The sequence below is a fragment of the Streptomyces longispororuber genome (assembly GCF_014656095.1).
GTDB lineage: Bacteria > Actinomycetota > Actinomycetes > Streptomycetales > Streptomycetaceae > Streptomyces > Streptomyces longispororuber.
Map to the genome: position 1 here is coordinate 1 of NZ_BNBT01000114.1, position 17,177 is coordinate 17,177.

Annotated in this window: 14 protein-coding genes; 2 read left to right on the top strand and 12 right to left on the bottom strand. The window is 73.2% G+C overall.

Features of this window, described 5'->3' with window-relative positions; genetic code table 11:
• A partial coding sequence (locus IE330_RS27565) for an ATP-binding protein (RefSeq protein WP_229925971.1) occupies window positions 1-440 on the bottom strand: 440 nt, incomplete at its 3' end.
• A 405-nt stretch (window positions 441-845) separates the two neighbouring features.
• Window positions 846-3,440 (bottom strand): bifunctional FO biosynthesis protein CofGH, encoded by a 2,595-nt coding sequence (locus tag IE330_RS27570; RefSeq protein ID WP_229925972.1) that lies wholly within the window; start codon window positions 3,438-3,440, stop codon window positions 846-848.
• 439 nt (window positions 3,441-3,879) lie between these two features.
• Between IE330_RS27570 and IE330_RS27575 the strand changes: the two genes are divergently transcribed.
• The gene (locus tag IE330_RS27575; protein WP_190138847.1) at window positions 3,880-5,397 is read left to right on the top strand and encodes a CehA/McbA family metallohydrolase; all 1,518 of its coding nucleotides are present in this window, start codon (window positions 3,880-3,882) and stop codon (window positions 5,395-5,397) included.
• Here the strand turns inward: IE330_RS27575 and IE330_RS27580 are convergent.
• Window positions 5,369-6,826, bottom strand: coding sequence for an MFS transporter (locus tag IE330_RS27580; protein WP_190138848.1), 1,458 nt, complete (start codon window positions 6,824-6,826; stop codon window positions 5,369-5,371). The genes IE330_RS27575 and IE330_RS27580 overlap by 29 nt on opposite strands.
• A 154-nt stretch (window positions 6,827-6,980) precedes the next feature.
• Between IE330_RS27580 and IE330_RS27585 the strand changes: the two genes are divergently transcribed.
• Complete coding sequence (locus IE330_RS27585) at window positions 6,981-7,310, top strand: ArsR/SmtB family transcription factor (protein ID WP_190138849.1); 330 nt, start codon at window positions 6,981-6,983, stop codon at window positions 7,308-7,310.
• 8 nt (window positions 7,311-7,318) lie between these two features.
• On the opposite strand, the gene IE330_RS27590 is transcribed toward IE330_RS27585, so the two are convergent.
• From IE330_RS27590 to IE330_RS27630, 9 genes are all read right to left on the bottom strand, one after another.
• Entirely contained in the window at window positions 7,319-7,558 is a 240-nt protein-coding gene (locus IE330_RS27590) for a hypothetical protein (RefSeq protein ID WP_190138850.1), read from the bottom strand.
• A gap of 70 nt (window positions 7,559-7,628) precedes the next feature.
• Entirely contained in the window at window positions 7,629-8,495 is an 867-nt protein-coding gene (locus tag IE330_RS27595; RefSeq protein ID WP_190138851.1) for a hypothetical protein, read from the bottom strand.
• Between the two features lie 80 nt (window positions 8,496-8,575).
• Window positions 8,576-9,235: an NADPH-dependent F420 reductase gene (locus IE330_RS27600; RefSeq protein WP_190138852.1), complete on the bottom strand. Its 660-nt coding sequence runs from the start codon at window positions 9,233-9,235 to the stop codon at window positions 8,576-8,578.
• Window positions 9,236-9,331: 96 nt separating this feature from the next.
• The gene (locus tag IE330_RS27605; RefSeq protein ID WP_190138853.1) at window positions 9,332-10,807 is read right to left on the bottom strand and encodes an aldehyde dehydrogenase family protein; all 1,476 of its coding nucleotides are present in this window, start codon (window positions 10,805-10,807) and stop codon (window positions 9,332-9,334) included.
• The gene (locus tag IE330_RS27610; protein ID WP_190138854.1) at window positions 10,804-12,537 is read right to left on the bottom strand and encodes an N-acyl-D-amino-acid deacylase family protein; all 1,734 of its coding nucleotides are present in this window, start codon (window positions 12,535-12,537) and stop codon (window positions 10,804-10,806) included. Before IE330_RS27610 ends, IE330_RS27605 begins: the two co-directional genes overlap by 4 nt.
• 170 nt (window positions 12,538-12,707) lie before the next feature.
• Window positions 12,708-13,826 carry an LLM class flavin-dependent oxidoreductase gene (locus IE330_RS27615; protein WP_190138855.1) on the bottom strand — a complete coding sequence of 373 codons (1,119 nt, stop codon included), beginning with the start codon at window positions 13,824-13,826 and terminating at the stop codon, window positions 12,708-12,710.
• Window positions 13,827-13,937: 111 nt separating this feature from the next.
• Window positions 13,938-14,723 carry an SDR family NAD(P)-dependent oxidoreductase gene (locus tag IE330_RS27620; RefSeq protein WP_190138856.1) on the bottom strand — a complete coding sequence of 262 codons (786 nt, stop codon included), beginning with the start codon at window positions 14,721-14,723 and terminating at the stop codon, window positions 13,938-13,940.
• A 51-nt stretch (window positions 14,724-14,774) separates the two neighbouring features.
• The gene (locus IE330_RS27625; RefSeq protein WP_190138857.1) at window positions 14,775-15,716 is read right to left on the bottom strand and encodes a TIGR03619 family F420-dependent LLM class oxidoreductase; all 942 of its coding nucleotides are present in this window, start codon (window positions 15,714-15,716) and stop codon (window positions 14,775-14,777) included.
• Window positions 15,713-16,984: an amidohydrolase family protein gene (locus IE330_RS27630; RefSeq protein ID WP_190138858.1), complete on the bottom strand. Its 1,272-nt coding sequence runs from the start codon at window positions 16,982-16,984 to the stop codon at window positions 15,713-15,715. Before IE330_RS27630 ends, IE330_RS27625 begins: the two co-directional genes overlap by 4 nt.
• Window positions 16,985-17,177: the final 193 nt, after the last annotated feature.

A 17,177-nucleotide genomic window follows, 5' to 3' on the forward strand; every position in this document is an offset into this window, starting at 1 on the left:
GCCGCCGCCACGGTGCCGGGCGAGGGGGGCGGGGCGGCGTCGAGGGCCTGGCCCGCCTCGGCCGCGGCCGCGACCGTGGCCGCCTCGGCCTCGTGCCGCCGCTCGCGGTGCGTGGCGAGCATCCGGTCCAGCTCCTTGCAGCGGCGCCCGCGCCGGGCGAACTCCGCGCTCAGCGCGGCCATGGCCTCCGGGACGCTGCCCACGGCCTCGTCGACGTACGCGACGAGCGCCCCGCGATCCACGGCGACCTGCTCCCACTCCCGTACCAGCGACGTCTTGCCGACGCCCGCGTCGCCGTGCACGTGGAAGAGGAAGCGGTGCCGCTCGTCGGTGACCGGCACGTCGAAGTTCCCCCGGAACGCGGCGATCTCCGCCCGCCGCCCCACGAACCCCGAGCGCCTCCGCCCCCGGATCAACTCCTGCATCGACGGCCCGGCCATGGCCTCCCCTGCCCGCACGTCACGTCGTGTGGGTCCAGTGTTCCACCGGAAGCGGCGATGTGTCGCGAGTGCCGTCGGCAGCGGCCTGCCCCGGAACCCAAAGGGCTCCGCCCCCTGGGCCCCTGCCATCGCGCTGACGCGCTCGTCCTCAAACGCCGGACGGGCTGGAAATCTCCACCGCTGCCACGCCGGACATCATCGGCCGCCCACGGCTGGGACTTGTCGGCCGCCGACGGCCGGGACTCATCGGCGCGCCTCGGGGGGGATTCCAGCCCGTCCGGCGTTTGAGGACGAGGCGCGGAGCGCCGGAAAAGCGGGGTCCAGGGGCGGCAGCCCCTGGTTACGGGAGAGGGGCGCCCGCGCGCGGAGCGCGCTCATGGGCACAGTGGGGCGCCCCCGCGAGGCCTACCCCTCCAGCACCGGCAGCAGTTCCGGCAGGTGCCCGTCCGACGCCGCCGCCGCCCGCACCCGCTCCTGTGGCACCTCGCCGTACAGGGTCGTGCGCGGCTTCGCCGGGCGGCCCGCCGCCTCCGCGATCGCGACGAGGTCCCGCACCGACCGGTACGAGCCGTAACCGGAGCCCGCCATCCGGGAGATGGTCTCCTCCATCAGCGTGCCGCCCAGGTCGTTCGCCCCGGAGCGCAGCATCTCCACGGCCCCCTCGGCGCCGAGCTTCACCCAGCTCGTCTGGATGTTGGGGATGTGGGGGTGCAGGAGCAGCCGCGCCATCGCCGTGACCGCGCGGTTGTCGCGGGTGGTGGGGCCGGGGCGGGCGATGCCCGCCAGGTACACGGGGGCGTTGGTGTGGATGAAGGGGAGGGTGACGAACTCGGTGAAGCCGCCGGTCTCCTGCTGGATCGCGGCCAGGGTGCGCAGGTGGCCGAGCCAGTGGCGGGGCTGGTCCACGTGGCCGTACATCATCGTGGAGGAGGAGCGCAGGCCCACCTCGTGGGCCGTCTTGACCACCTCGATCCACGTGGCGGCCGGGAGCTTGCCCTTGGTGAGGACCCAGCGCACCTCGTCGTCGAGGATCTCCGCCGCCGTGCCGGGGATGGAGTCCAGGCCCGACTCCTTGGCGCGCTGGAGCCACTCGCGGATCGACAGGCCCGTGCGGGTCGCGCCGTTGACGACCTCCATCGGCGAGAAGGCGTGCACGTGCATGCCGGGCACCCGCTCCTTCACCGCCTCCGCGATGTCGAAGTAGGCCGTGCCGGGCAGGTCGGGGTGGATGCCGCCCTGCATGCACACCTCGACCGCGCCGACGTCCCACGCCTGCGCCGCGCGGTCGGCGACCTGGGAGAGGGACAGGGTGTACGCGTCGGCGTCGGTGCGGCGCTGGGCGAAGGCGCAGAAGCGGCAGCCGGTGTAGCAGACGTTCGTGAAGTTGATGTTCCGGGTGACGATGTACGTGACGTCGTCGCCCACGGCCGCCCTGCGTACGTCGTCCGCGACCCGGCACAGGGCGTCCAGTGCCGGGCCGTCCGCGTGCAGCAGGGCCAGTGCCTCGTCGTCGGTCAGCCGGGTCGGGTCGTCGGCGGCCGTGGCGAGGGCCGCGCGGACGTCGCCGTCGATGCGGGACGGGGCCATGCCGGGCGCGGCCTGCTCGCGCAGGGCCTCCCAGTCGCCGTACACCTCGTCGAAGTCGTCACGCCGGTCGGCGGTGCGTCCTGTGGTGTCGATGGTGCGGTGCAGGTCGGTGCGGCCGGACGAGGCGACGTACCCCTCGTCGGGCTCCTGCCAGGGCAGGCCGCGCACCGGCGCGTCCGGGTCCGCGAGGCCCGACTCCAGGGCCAGCGCCCGTACGTGGGGCAGCAGGCGCGGGTCCAGCCACGGCTCGCCGCGCCGTACGAACTCCGGGTAGACGCAGAGGCGTTCGCGCAGCTCGAAGCCCTCGGCGGCGGACCGCTCGGCGAGCGCGTCGATCTGCGGCCAGGGCCGCTCGGGGTTGACGTGGTCGATGGTCAGCGGCGAGACGCCGCCCCAGTCGTCGATCCCGGCCCGGATCAGGCGGCCGTACTCCCCGTCCACCAGGTTCGGCGGCGCCTGGATGCAGCCGGAGGGGCCCATGATGTGCCGGGCCACGGCGACCGTCGCGACGAGGTCGTCGAGCTCGGCGTCCGGCATGCCGCGCATCGCCGTGTCCGGCTTGGCGCGGAAGTTCTGGATGATCAGCTCCTGGATGCCGTGGTACGCGCGGGCCACGCGGCGCAGCGCGAACAGCGACTCCGCGCGCTCCTCGTACGTCTCGCCGATGCCGATGAGCAGCCCGCTGGTGAAGGGCACCGAGGAGCGGCCCGCGTCCTCCAGGACCCGCAGGCGCACCGCGGGCTCCTTGTCGGGCGAGCCGTGGTGCGGGCCGCCCGGCTCGGACCACAGGCGCTCGGCCGTCGTCTCCAGCATCATGCCCATGCTCGGCGCGACCGGCTTCAGGCGCTGGAAGTCGGTCCACGACAGCACCCCGGGGTTGAGGTGGGGCAGCAGGCCCGTCTCCTCCAGGATGCGGATCGATATGGCCCGCACGTACGCGATGGTGTCGTCGTAGCCGTGCGCGTCCAGCCACTCGCGGGCCTCGGGCCAGCGGTCCTCGGGCTTGTCGCCGAGGGTGATGAGCGCTTCCTTGCAGCCGAGCTCGGCCCCGCGCCGGGCGATGTCCAGGACCTCGTCGGGGGACATGAACATCCCGTGCCCGGCGCGGCGCAGCTTGCCCGGCACGGTGACGAAGGTGCAGTAGTGGCACTTGTCCCGGCACAGCCGGGTCAGCGGCACGAACACGCTCTTCGAGTACGTGATGACCCCCGCGCGGCCCGCCGCGGCCAGGCCCGCGTCCCGCACCCGGGCCGCCGACGCCGCCAGGTCCTCCAGGTCGTCACCGCGCGCCTGGAGCAGCACGGCGGCCTCCGCCACATCCAGCGCGACCCCGTCCCTGGCCCGCCTGAGGGCACGGCGCATGGCGTTGGCGGTGGGCGGTCCGGCCTCGGGGAAGTGCGCGCTGTGGGTCATGCCCCCGAGCATACGAGCGGGACCGACCACCCCGCCGGGGCACGCCAACCCCCTCCGCTGTGGCCAGGCGTTCCGCAGAACGAGCGGGATCCGCTCCCTCCTCGCTGTGGGCAGGCGCCCCACAGGGCGAATGGGGTCTCCCCTGCTCGAGCGGAGCCGAGAGCTTGGGGAAGGGTGGGCACAGCGCCCAGGTGCCGCGCAACCGTTTCTGCCAGGGCCCCCGCCGCAGGCAAGCTCCGGCCCGGCCAGGGCATCTCACCGGCCCGAGCAGGGCCAGGCCCCTCGTAAGCCCCAGTCCCGCCGACCAGGCGCACGTGGCCGGACCGAAACCTGCCGAACTCCTTCCCTTGCCGATGAGTTCACGGCTCAATACCAGAGTTGCCCCGCACCACCCGCACCACCCGCGTCACTTCGCCACCGACTTCTGGGGAGCCGCAGCATGTGCGAGGACGAAAGCCACCTGAACAGACGGGCGCTGCTCGTGACCGGAGCCGCCACCGCCCTTACGTTGGGGACCGTGAGCTTCGCCGACGACGCCGGGGCCGCGGAGCGGCGCTCGGGCCAGGAGACCAGAACCATCCGCGGGACGCTGCCCACCGGCGCCCCGGACTTCGTGTACCTGCCGGTCGAGATCCCCCGGGGGGTCCGGCAGATCCACGTGGCGTACGCGTACGAGAAGCCAGCCGTGCCCCCCGGCACCCCGGGCAACGCCCTGGACATCGGCATCTTCGACGAGCGCGGCACCGGCCTCGGCGGCCGGGGCTTCCGCGGCTGGTCCGGCGGCGCCCGCACGGAGTTCTTCCTCCGCGCCGACGACGCCACCCCCGGCTACCTCCCCGGGCCGGTGCGGGCGGGCCGCTGGCACATCGTCCTCGGCCCGTACACGGTGTCCCCGCAAGGGCTGCCGTACGAGGTGACCATCACCCTCACCTACGGCGACCCCGGGCGGACGCCGAAGCCGGTGTACCCGCCGGAGCGGGCCAAGGGGCGGGGCCGCGCCTGGTACCGGGGCGACTGCCACCTGCACACCTGGTACTCCGACGGGCGCCGCACCCCCGCCGAGATCGGAGCGCTGGCCCGCGCGGCGGGCCTGGACTTTATCAACTCCTCCGAGCACAACACGCACTCCGCGCACGCCCACTGGTCCGACGTCGCGGGCGACGACCTGCTGGTGCTGCTCGGCGAGGAGGTCACCACCCGCAACGGGCACGTCCTCGCGCTCGGCACGGAGCCCGGCACCTTCGTCGACTGGCGCTACCGCGCCCGCGACAACCGCTTCGGCCACTACGCCCGCGCCATCCGCCGCGCGGGCGGCCTGGTCGTGCCCGCCCACCCGCACGCCACCTGCGTCGGCTGCAACTGGAAGTTCGGCTTCAACGACGCGGACGCCGTCGAGGTGTGGAACGGCGCGTACTCGCCCGAGGACGAGGTCGCGCTCTCCGAGTGGGACAACGCCCTGGTGGCGGCCGCGCGCGGCGGGCGCCGCTGGCTCCCCGCGATGGGCAACAGCGACGCCCACCGCGACCCGGACCCGGTCGGCCGCCCGCAGACCGTCGTCCTCGCCGAGGACCTGACCCGCGAGGCGATCCTGGACGGCATCCGCGCGGGCCGCTCCTACCTCGCCGAGTCCAAGGCGGTCGAGCTGTCCTTCTCCGCGGCCGGCGGCAAGGGCGCGCACGCGGGCATCGGCGAGCGGCTGCGCGTCGCCGCCGACGACCCGGTGACGGTGCGCCTGGACGTCAAGGGCGTCCCCGGCTGCGTCATCCGCTTCGTGACCGACCAGGGCGTGCTGTTCACGAGCCCGGCCGTGGGCCCGTCCGGCACGGGCAGCGCCGAGTGGCGCACCACGGCCTCGTACGCCGCCTACGTACGGGCCGAGGTGCGCAAGCCGCAGACGGCGCCGCCGCTCCCCGGGCCCATGGCGGCCCTCACGAACCCGATTTTCCTGGGGCGTTGACCAGCTCGGGCGCGGCCTGTGGCGCCGTGCGCACGGTGCGGGCCGCGCCCGAGCGGGGCAGGGCGAGCGTGACGAGCAGGCCCGCGGCCATGCCCGCCGCCGTCAGGAGCACCACCAGGAACTCGCCGTCGGCGGTCGCCGAGCGCAGCGCGGCCCCGGCCTTGCCCTCGGTGCCGGCGTCGGCGACCACGGTGAACAGGGCGAGGCCGATGGCGTTGCCGATGTTCAGGGCGGTGGACGCGATGCCGTTGGCGACGCCCTGCTCGTGCGCGGGCGTGCCGGTGGCGGCGGCGATCCACATGGCCGTCCACACCACGCCCTGGCCGAGGCCGGAGACCACGAGGCCCGGCACGAGCAGGCCGTAGCCCGCGCCGTCGTCGAAGCCGAGCGCGAGCACGGCCGTGCCTGCGGCGCCCACGGCGAAGCCGCTCAGGAGCGTGGCGCGGGTGCCGAACCGGGTCGTCATGCGCTCGCCGAGCTGGGTGCCCGCGGCGATGGCGACGGACGGCACGAGGAAGGCGAGGCCGGTCTCCAGGGCGCTGTAGCCGTGCACGCTCTGGAGCAGCACCGTCAGGAAGTACGGCAGCACGCCGAACGTGGCCATGTAGACGAACGTGACGGTCATGCCGACGGTGAGGCTGCGGTTGCGGAAAAGCCGGAACGGCATCAGCGGGTCGGCGCTGCGGGCCTCGACGAGCGCGAAGGCCACGAGCAGCACGGCGGCGACGGCGAAGGCCCCCACCACCAGCGGGTCGCCCCAGCCCAGCTCGGGCCCCTCCACGAGCCCGAAGACCAGCAGGGTCGAGCCGCCGGTGACGCTCAGCGCGCCGGGCAGGTCGAAGCGGCGGCGCTCGCCGCGCGCCGGGTCGCGCGGGACGACGTACAGCGCGGCGAGGGCGATGAGGCCGGCGAGCGGCACGTTCACGTAGAACACGGCGGGCCAGCCGAAGCGTTCGGTGAGCACGCCGCCGAGCAGCGCGCCGAGCGTGAGCCCGCTGGCGCCCGCGCCGCCCCACACGGCGAGCGCGCGGTTCCGCCGGGGCCCCTCCTCGAACAGGGTGTTGATCAGGGAGAGCGTCGCCGGGAGCAGCAGCGCGCCGCCGACGCCCTGCACCGCGCGGGCCGCGATGATGACGCCCGCGCTGTCCGCGAGGCCGCCCGCGAGCGACGACAGGGCGTACAGGGTGAGCGCGAGCACGAACATCCGCCGCCGCCCGAGCAGGTCGGCCGCGCGCCCGCCGAGCAGCAGGAACCCGCCCGCGAAGACGACGTACGCGCTCACCACCAACTGCTGGGTCTGGCCCGGGAAGCCGAGGTCCTCCCCGATCTCGGGGAGCGCGACGAAGACGATGTTGAGGTCCAGCGCGAAGACCGTCTGCGCGAGGGCGAGCAGCGCGAGGCTCCAGCCCAGGCGGCGTGTATCAGACACAGGTATGCCCCTTCACCACCACACCACGACTGTACGCGCACATACGTACAGTCCGAACGTACGCATCCTTACGTACGATCGCGAGGAGCGGCAAGGCCTGCGGCCGTAATGGTCCGTATGTCTTCGTACAGTGCGACAGGGGTACGGTGGCGGTATGAGCTACCGCCACCCCGAGCCCGACCAGATCCGCGTCGACGGCGTCCTGACGGCCCTGGGCAATCCGCTGCGGCTCTCCGTCGTCCGGCTCCTGGACGCGGGCGGCGACCACAACTGCACCAGTGTCCTCAACACCCTGGGCGTCACGGCGAAGTCGACCATGACCCACCACTGGCGCGTGCTGCGCGAGAACGGGGTGATCTTCCAGCGCCCGTCGGGCCGCGAGAACCTGCTCACGCTACGCCGCGCCGACCTGGACGCCCGCTACCCGGGCCTGCTGGACGCGATCCTCGCGGGGGCGCGCACGGACGAGGCGAGCAACACCTGACACCGCCCTCAGCGGCCGGCTTCCCGGAACAACTCCTCGGCGGACTCGGCCTTCAGTGCCCGGCTGAACCAGACGTCAAGGGTGTCCAGATCGCTGCACCCCATGACGCGCTCACGCACGTCATCCGGCACGGTGACACCGCGTTTCTCCAAGATGAGTACGACCACCTCGGCCCGCGCCTGCGCGCGGCCCTCCGCCCGCAGCTTCATCGCCCGCTCCGAGCGGAAGAATGAGTTGGGGACAGCCATCAGTTCCCTTCCCTCAGGACGCGACCCCGCGAGGGCGCGTACAGAAGACGCGCCCTCGCGAAGACACACCTCAACGGTCAGCGTCGGCGAACAGTTCCTCGGCGGACTCGACCGACAGCGCCCGATCGAGCCACGTTTCAAGGGTCTCCAGGTCGCCACAGCCCATGACGCGCTCACGCACGGCCTCCGGCACCGCGACACCACGTCCTTTCAGGACGCGCAGGACCGACTTCGCGTGCCCCTCCGCCCGCAGCTTCATCGCCCGCTCCGAGCGGAAAAAGGAAGTGTCGACAGCCATCAGTTCCCTCCAGGTCTTGAGTGCCGGGCTGTTGGCCAGGCCCTGCTCGGTCAGCTCCGAGAAGATGTCCGCGTCGTCTCTGTCGATGGTCTGCAATGCGGCGGCCAGCGTCTTCAGTATGGCATCGGCATTCGCGTCCTTTCCGTGGGTGATCGCGGAGAAGGTCGCGAGCGGAATGTCCGCGGCGGCGGCCCGCAGGTCCGTGACGGGCGGCACGTTGTGCGGGCCGAGGACGAGGGGGCGCATCGTGAGCATGGGCCAGTGGGCGGGGCCGACGCTGTAGGGGCCCGAGGCCCACAGCGCGGTGGACTTGTCCTGGCAGGTGACGAGCAGGACGGTCGGGAGCTGGTACTTCGCGTGGAGGTACGACGTGTAGTAGGCCCAGCTCGCGAGCTTGCAGGCCTCCTTGCGGCCCTGCGCCTCGACGGCGACCAGGTAGCTGCCCTGGTCCTCCGTGTCGAAGCGGAGCAGCGTGTCCACCCGCCGCTCCAGAGGGGCGGTCTCGGTCAGGTCGGTGGATAACAGGGACACCGCGACCGGCTCGGGGAACGGCAGGTCGAGCGCGCGGAAGGCGCGGCCGAAGACACCGGGTTCCTTATGGAAAATCCGGTGCATCGCTTCGTGTGATGAACTCACCATGTGCGCGACTTTAGGGAGCGCTACCGCAATTGCCTCTGGAAAATGCCGCCCTTCACTCGAACGTATGCGTCATGCTCCGTTCACTTTTTCTCCGCCCCTCCGCTCCCTTCGGTGACCACCCGGATGGTGAAGGTGTGGGTGCCGAGTGCTTCCGCGACGGCGATGAACAGGTGGGCGAAGTGCTCCTGGCCGCGGGCGGACCGGATGGGGCCCAGGTCGAGCTGGGAGGACTCGGGCCAGCCGAGGTCGGTGAGGAGGGAGCGCGTCACGGCCTTGGCGTCGGCGTCGTCGCCGGACAGGAACACCGTGCTGTTCCGGGCCAGTTCGGGCGGCGGCGCCATGGCGGTGGAGTCCATCGTGGAGAGGGTCTTGACGACGCGGGCCGACGGGAAGGCCCGCTGGATCTCCTCGCCGAGGGACTCCTCGGGGTGGGTGAGGACGAAGCCGTGCGGCTCCATGGTGAAGCCCACGGCGATGTCGACGAGCACCTTGCCGTCGAGCACGTCGGCACCGGCCGCGCGCAGCAGGGCCACGGACTCCGCGCCGGGGGTGGCGTTCACCACCACGTCCGCCCGCTCCGCCGCCGCGCGGACGGTGGCCAGGGGCAGGCCGAGCTCCGCTCCGACGTCCTTCCTCGCCTCGGGGTCCCGTGACCCCAGGACCACCTCGTGGCCTACGGCCGCCCACGCGCGGGCGAGTGCGCGGCCGACGTTTCCCGTTCCGATCAGTGCGATTCTCATGGTCGGGACGGTAGTTGGGCCCGTGCGGTCGCCGTATCCGGCGCGGGGACCAGGCAGGGACCCTCGTGGGCCTAGTCCCGTGGCCCCTGCCGGACCTCAGCCCGACCACACCACCGCCTGGTCCTCGCTGTACGCGGACAGGGCGTACGAGCCGCAGTCGCGGCCGACCCCGCTGGACTTGAAGCCGCCGAAGGGGGCCTCCATGTTGCGGGCGACGGTGTTCACGCCGACCCCGCCCGCGCGCAGGCGGCGGGCCACGCGGAAGGCGCGGGCGACGTCGCGGGACCAGACGTAGTCGATGAGGCCGTACTCGGTGTCGCAGGCCAGCGCGACCGCCGTGTCCTCGGCGGCCTCGCCCTCGCCGTCGAAGGGGACCACCACGACGACCGGCCCGAAGATCTCCTCCCGCACCACGCGCATGCCGGGGGCGCAGTCGGCGAGGAGGGCGGGAGCGACGTAGTGCCCCCGGTCGAGGCCCCGTGGCCGGGTGCCACCGGTGAGCAGCCGCGCGCCCTCCTCGCGGCCCAGTTCCACGTACGACTCGACGCGCTCGCGGTGGGCCGCGGAGATGACCGGCCCGACCACGGTGTCCCGCTCCCGCGGGTCGCCGACCTTCAGGCGCGTCGCGTACGCGGTCAGCTTCTCCAGGAGCGGCCCGTACACCTGCCGCTGGACGATCACGCGGGTCGGGGCCGTGCAGATCTGGCCGCTGTAGAAGGAGAACGTGGTGCCGATGCCGGCGACCGCCGCGTCCAGGTCCGCGTCCGCGAAGACGACCGCGGCGCCCTTGCCGCCCAACTCCATGAGCTGCCGCTTCATCCCGCGCCCGCACACCTCGCCGATGCGGCGGCCGACGGCCGTGGAGCCGGTGAAGCTCACCATGTCGACGTCCGGGGAGCCCACCGCCGCCTCGCCGACGGCCACGGAGGTGCCGCTGACGACGTTGACCACCCCGGGCGGCGCCCCGGCCTCCGCCAGGGCCGCGGCCATCCGGTAGACCGACAGCGGGTCCTGCGGCGCGGGCTTCACCAGGACCGTGTTGCCCATCGCGAGGGCGGGCGCGACCTTGCCCGCCGGGTTGGCCCACGGGTTGTTGTACGAGGTGACGCAGGCGACCACGCCGACCGGCCTGCGCTCGGCCACCGCCCCGACCACGGCCGCCCGGCCCAGCGGCCCCGCCGCGTTGACCTGCGGCGGCAGCGGCGTCGCGACGGGTTCGACGGCCCCCTTCGCGTACCGCCGGAAGCGGGCGACGGCCACCGCCACCTGCGCGGACCGGGCGGTCGCGGTGGTCGCGCCCGTCTCGGCCCGGGCCAGCTCCGCGTGGGCCGCGGCGTCCCGCTGGAGGAGGCCGGCGGTCCTGGAGAGGATCGCGGCCCGTTCCTCGGGCGCCGTCCGCGACCACGTCGTGAAGGTGTCGCGCGCCGCCGCCGCGGCCTCGTCCACCTGCGCGGGGGACGCCTCGGGCGCGAGCCCCACGACCTCCCCGGTCGCGGGGTCGGTCACCTCGTAGTGGCCGCCGTCCGGCTCCACCCACGTACCGCCGATGAACAGCCGCTCCTTGTGCGTCACCTGGTCGCCACCGTCCGCGTGTCCCGGCCGGACCGCAGCACCGTTCCCGGCACCTCGCCCGTCACCACGTCGTCGCGGATCACCACGGTGCCGTTGACCCACACGGCCCGTACGCCGATGGCCTTGGAGTCCAGGCGCGGGCTGTCGCCCGGCAGGTCGTGCACCAGCGTGGCGGTGCCCGCCGCGACCGTCTCCGGGTCGAACAGGACCAGGTCGGCGTGGTGGCCCTCGGCGATCCGGCCCCGGTCGCGCAGCCCGAAGAGACGGGCCGGGTCGTCGGTGAGCATCTTCACCGCCTGCTCCAGGCCCACCAGCTTCCGGCCGCGCAGGCAGTCGCCGAGGAACCTGGTCGTGTACGGCGCCCCGCACATGCGGTCCAGGTGCGCCCCGGCGTCCGAGCCGCCGAGGAGCACGTCCTCGTGGTGCCAGGTCTCGGCCCGCAGCGCCCAGGAGGCGGGGTCGTTGTCCGTCGGCATGGGCCACAGCACCGTGCGCAGGTCGTCGTGGGCGCAGATGTCGACCAGGCAGGCGAAGGGGTCCTGCCCCCGCTCGGCGGCGATGTCGCCGACCACCCGCCCGGTGAGGCCCGCGTTCGCGGCGGAGTACGTGTCCCCGATGACGTACCGGTCGAAGCGGGCGAGCCGCCGGAACACCCCGGCCTCCTCGCTCGTGGCGCGCCGCAGCAGCTCCGCGCGGACGGCCGGGTCGCGCAGCCTCGCCACCCGCTCGGGGACCGGCAGGCCCATGACCTCGCCCCAGCCGGGGATGAGGTGGAGCGCGCAGAACGTCCCCAGGGACATGTTCATCGGGGTGAGGATCGGCATGGTCAGGGCGACGACCCGGCCGCCCGCCTTCCGGGCCCGCTCGCTGGGCAGGAGCTGGCGCGGCACGCGCTCGGGCACGGCGGCGTCGACGGTGAGCACGTTCCAGTTCAGGGGCCGCCCGGCGGCCGCGCTCAGCTCCACGAGCAGCTCGACCTCGTCGTCCCGGAACCGGTCCAGGCACCCCGCGACGATCGCCTCCACCTGGGTGCCCTCGTGCTCGCCGACGGCCCGCGCCAGGGCGAGCAGCTCCTCGGGGCGCGCGTGCCGGGACGCCACCGGCTCGCCGTCGCCGTCCGCGTGCGTCGACGACTGCGTGGTGGACAGGCCCCAGGCGCCCGCGTCCATCGCCTCGTGCGCGAGGGCCACCATCCGCGCGAGCTGGTCCGCCGACGGCTGCCCGCCCACGGCGGCGGCGCCCAGCACGTACCGCCGCAGCGCGCAGTGCCCCACCATGAACCCGGCGTTGACCGCGATGCGGCCCTCCAGCGCGTCCAGGTACTCCCCGAAGGAGTGCCACGACCAGGGCGCGCCCCGCTCCAGGGCGACCAGGGACATGCCCTCGACCTTGGCCATCATCCGGCGCGTGTAGTCGGCGTCCTCGGGGCGCTCGGGGTGCAGCGGGGCGAGGGTGAAGCCGCAGTTGCCGCCGACCACGGTGGTCACGCCGTGGTTCAGGGAGGGGGTGGCGTAGGGGTCCCAGAAGAGCTGGGCGTCGTAGTGGGTGTGGGGGTCGATGAAGCCGGGGGCGAGGACCAGGCCTTGGGCCTCCTCGGTGGTGCGGCTGCCCTCCGCGACGGAGGGCTCCACCCGGGCGATCCGCCCGTCCCGGATCCCTACGTCCGCTGCGCGGGCGGGTGCGCCCGTTCCGTCGACTACGGTCGCGCCTTTGATGAGGTGGTCGAGCATGCGGTCGGTTACCTCCTCGCGGCGCGCCCCAGGCCCGCCCCTTCCCGAACCGGTGGCTGCCGCCCCCGGGCCCCCGCCCTTCTCGTCTGGGGCTTCGCCCCTTTCCCCCGTGTTGGCGCTTCGCGCCTCGTCCTCAAACGCCGGACGGGCTGGAGATCCCGCCGGTCCGGCTATGACGCCCGGCGGAAGCGGGTCGTCCTGTGGACCGGGTCCGTGTCTATCTTCGGGATCACGTGCTCGCCGATCAGGCGGATCGTCGTCAGGGTGTCCTCGTACGGGATGCCGATCGGCAGGCCGAAGGAGAGCTGGTCCGCGCCCGCCTGCTCCCAGCGCTTGCACTGGCGCAGGACCTCGTCCGGGTCGCCGCAGATCATCAGCTCCTCGGCGATGAGCATCTCGACGATGTCCTCGGTGTACTCGGGCAGCACCTCGGGCCACTCGGGGATGCCCTCGGGCCGCGGGAAGGTGTCGTGGTAGCGGAAGACGAGGGACTGGAGGTAGTTGAGGCCGCCGCCGACGGCGATACGGACCGCCTCCTCGTGCGTCTCGGCGCAGATCGCCGTCGACGTGACCATGACGTTGTCGTTGACGAAGGCGCCGACGGGCTCCGCGTCCCGGATCGCGGTCTTGTACTGCTCCAGGACCCACTCCATGTCGGAGACCTTCTGCACGCTGAAGCCGAGCACCCCGAGCCCCTTCCGCGCCGCCATGGCGTACGACGGCGGGGACCCGGCCGCGTACCACATCGCCGGGTGCGCGGCCCCGTACGGCTTGGGGAAGACCTTGCGGGGCGGCAGCGACCAGTGCTTGCCCCGGAAGCCCTCGTACTCGTCCTGGAGCCACATCTTGGGGAACTCGGCGATCGTCTCCTCCCAGATCTCCTTGGTGTGGTTCATGTCGGTGATGCCCGGCAGGAACCCGAGGATCTCGTGCGACCCGGCGCCGCGGCCGCTGCCGAACTCGAACCGGCCCTCGCTGAGGTGGTCGAGCATGGCGACCTTCTCGGCGACCTTCACCGGGTGGTTGACCTGGGCGAGCGGGTTGAAGATGCCGGAGCCGAGGTGGATGCGCTCGGTGGCGTGCGCGAGGTAGCCGAGGAAGACGTCGTTGGCCGACAGGTGCGAGTACTCCTCCAGGAAGTGGTGCTCGGACGCCCAGGCGTACTTGAACCCGGCCTTGTCCGCCGCGATGACGTACTCGGTCTCCTCCATCAGCGCCTTGTGCTCGGCGAGCGGGTCGGTCCGCGCCCGCTTGCCGACGTACCCCTGGACAAAGAGCCCGAATTCCACGGCGGTCCACCGTCCTCATCGGTTTCTGACGGAGCGTCAGATTGCTGGTTACGACTGTTTCACCGGCACCCGGAGGCGTCAAGAGCGGGCAGCGGTTGAGCTGATGGGTCGTCAGAGAACGCTGACCCCGGCCAGCCAGCCACCGTCGATCACGAACGGCTGCCCGGTGATGTACGCCGAGTCCTCCTCGGCGGTCAGGAACAGCGCGAGCCGCGCCACCTCCTCCGCCCGGCCGGCGCGGCCGAGCGGCACGTGCTTGCGGTACAGCTTGTCCAGGCCGCGGGAGGCCCGCCCGGGGTCGCCCGCCGGGTCCAGCAGGCCCGGGTTGCTCATGGGGGTGTCGATGGCGCCGGGGCAGATGGCGTTGACCCGGACGCGCTTGCGCGCCAGCTCCAGGGCGGCCACCCGGGTGAGCCCGACGACGGCGTGCTTGGTCGCGCTGTAGGCGCCGACGTACGCCATGCCGGTGAGCCCGGCGTACGAGGAGACGTTCACGATCGTGCCGCCCCCGGCGTCGGCGATGTGCGGGGCCACGGCCTTGATGCCGAGGAACACCCCGGTCTGGTTGACCTGCACGACCTCCTGGAACTCCTCCAGGGGCGTGTTGACCAGCTCGTTGAAGCGCAGGACGCCCGCGTTGTTGACCAGCCCGTCCACCTTGCCGAACGCCTCCCGCGCGAGGGTGACGGCCGCCGCCCAGTCGTCCTCGCCGCGCACGTCGAGGCGGGTGTACCGGGCCCGCTGTCCCAGCTCGTCGGCCAGCGCCTTGCCCTGCTCGTCGAGCACGTCGCCGATGACGACGCCCGCGCCCTCCGCCACGAACAGCCGCGCCTCCTGCTCCCCCTGTCCGCGCGCCCCACCGGTGACGATGACGACGCGCCCGTCGAGCTTGCCCATCCGGGTCCCCTTCTCCTCGGTGAGGGCGGCTCGGCCCTCGGCGATGACCGCTCAGCCGAGCAGCGGCGCCACCTCGGTGCCGAACGCCGCCATCTGGTCGGTCAGTTCGGCCCGGCTCCGGCTGCGGAACCGCACCTGGATCTGGTGCACGCCCATCGCCGCGTACGCGCGCAGCGACGCGGCCAGGACCTCCGGCGCCCCGGTGAGCGTCCTGCGCCCGACCGGCCAGGAGGGCTCGCCCACGTACAGGGGCTCGGTGATGGCGCCGACGGTGAACGCGCCGTCAAGGCCCGCCTGCGCGCGGAGCTGCCGGATCGTGCCGATCTTCGCGGGCAGCTCGTCGCGCGGGTCGCCCTGCGGCAGCCAGCCGTCGCCGCGCGTGGCGGCGCGGCGCACCGCCGCGGGCGAGGAGCCGCCGACCCAGACCGGCACGCGCCCCCGGGCGGGGCGCGGCCGCTGCCCGAGCCCGGCGAAGTCGTACACCGGGCCGTGGTGCTCGGGGTACTCCTCGGGCCCGAGCGCGGCCCGCAGCGCGTCCACCGTCTCGTCGAGCAGCGGCCCGCGCCGGGCGAAGTCCACGCCGAGCGCCGCGAACTCCTCCGGTACGTGGCCCGCGCCGACGCCGAGCAGCAGCCGCCCGCCGCTGAGGTGGTCCAGGGTCGCGTACTGCTTGGCGGTGAGCAGCGGGTGGCGCAGGCCCACGACCGCGACGTGGCTGAGCAGGCGGACGCGCTCGGTGACGGCCGCGAGGTGGGCGAGGGTGGCGACGGGGTCGTACCAGGTGGTGCCCATGGCGTCGGCGAGCCGCCGCGGGATGGCCACGTGGTCGCAGCAGGCGACGTACGCGAAGCCCGCCCGGTCCGCCGCGCGCGCCACCTCCACCAGGTCGGCGGGCCCGGCCTCGGCCTCCCACGTCTCGGCGAACACCACGCTGCGCGCCTGCACCGGCAGTTGGATGCCGTATGCGAGGCCGCCGTCCGGCGCGGCCGTCACGCCCCCGGCCACAGCCCGTCCCGGGTGAGGCCGAGGAGCTCGATGGCGTTGCCGCGCACGATCCGCTCCACGACGTCCGGGGCCAGGTGCGCCATCTGGGCCTCGCCGACCTCGCGGGACTTCGGCCAGGTGGAGTCGGAGTGCGGGTAGTCGGTCTCGTACAGGACGTTGCCGGCGCCGATGGCGTCGAGGTTGCGCAGCCCGAAGGCGTCGTCGAAGAAGCAGCCGAAGACGTGCTCGGCGAACAGCTCGGACGGCGGCCGGTGCACCTTGTCGGCGACACCGCCCCAGGCGCGGTTCTCCTCCCACACCACGTCCGCGCGCTCCAGGACGTACGGGATCCACCCGATCTGCCCCTCGGCGTACATGACGCGCAGGCCGGGGAAGCGCTCGAACGCGCCGCTCATCAGCCAGTCGACCATCGAGAAGCAGCAGTTCGCGAACGTGATCGTCGAGCCGACGGCGGGCGGCGCGTCGGCGGAGGTGGAGGGCATGCGGCTGGAGGAGCCGATGTGCATGGCGACGACGGTCCCGGTCTCGTCGCAGGCGGCGAGGAACGGGTCCCAGTCGCCGGTGTGGACGGACGGCAGCCCGAGATAGGGCGGTATCTCCGAGAACGCCACGGCCCGCACCCCGCGGGCCGCGTTCCGCCGCACCTCGGCGGCGGCCAGCTCCGCGTCCCACAGGGGGATCAGGGTGAGCGGTATCAGCCGACCTCGGGCGGCGGGCCCGCACCACTCCTCCACCATCCAGTCGTTGTACGCCCGGACGCAGGCCAGCCCCAGGTCACGGTCGTTCGCCTCGGTGAACGTCTGGCCGCAGAAGCGCGGGAAGGTGGGGAAGCACAGCGCGGACTGGACGTGGTTGACGTCCATGTCGGCGAGCCGCTCCGGGACGCTGTGCGAGCCCGGCCGCATCTGCTCGTACGTGATCACTTCGAGCCTGATCTCGTCGCGGGAGCAGCCGACGGCGGTGTCGAGCCGGGTCAGGGGCCGGCGCAGGTCCTCGTACACCCACCAGTCCCCGATGGGGCCTTCCTCCCCTTCCTCCCCCATCACGGGCGCGAACTTACCTCCCAGAAAGGTCATTTCCCTCAGGGGTGCCCGGACGATGCGCGGTCCCCGGTCGCGGTACTTCTCCGGCAGGCGGTCCCGCCAGACGTGCGGGGGCTCCACGGTGTGGTCGTCGACCGAGATGATCCTCGGGAACGGCGGCGTGGCGGGGGTGGTGTGCCGGGGGCTCTCCACAGTGCTCTCCGCGGTCTCCATGGCACTTACGGTAGCGCCAATCTGACGAGCCGTCAGTTGTCCGGATCCGGTCACTGGTGCGACGACCCTGTGAGAGCCGTCTCGCACGGCTGACGCACGCGCCCCCGACAAGGCAAACTGTGCACCGCAGAACGTCACACGGGCAGGGCAGGGCCCGTAGCGGACAGAGCAGAGACGAACCGGGCACAGCCGG

Coding starts and splice junctions, on each gene's coding strand:
- IE330_RS27570 (WP_229925972.1), bottom strand. CDS start 3,440: ATGACCCACAGCGCGCACTTCCCCGAGGCCGGACCGCCCACCGCCAAC.
- IE330_RS27575 (WP_190138847.1), top strand. CDS start 3,880: ATGTGCGAGGACGAAAGCCACCTGAACAGACGGGCGCTGCTCGTGACC.
- IE330_RS27585 (WP_190138849.1), top strand. CDS start 6,981: ATGAGCTACCGCCACCCCGAGCCCGACCAGATCCGCGTCGACGGCGTC.
- IE330_RS27590 (WP_190138850.1), bottom strand. CDS start 7,558: ATGGCTGTCCCCAACTCATTCTTCCGCTCGGAGCGGGCGATGAAGCTG.
- IE330_RS27595 (WP_190138851.1), bottom strand. CDS start 8,495: ATGGTGAGTTCATCACACGAAGCGATGCACCGGATTTTCCATAAGGAA.
- IE330_RS27600 (WP_190138852.1), bottom strand. CDS start 9,235: ATGAGAATCGCACTGATCGGAACGGGAAACGTCGGCCGCGCACTCGCC.
- IE330_RS27610 (WP_190138854.1), bottom strand. CDS start 12,537: ATGCTCGACCACCTCATCAAAGGCGCGACCGTAGTCGACGGAACGGGC.
- IE330_RS27620 (WP_190138856.1), bottom strand. CDS start 14,723: ATGGGCAAGCTCGACGGGCGCGTCGTCATCGTCACCGGTGGGGCGCGC.
- IE330_RS27630 (WP_190138858.1), bottom strand. CDS start 16,984: ATGGAGACCGCGGAGAGCACTGTGGAGAGCCCCCGGCACACCACCCCC.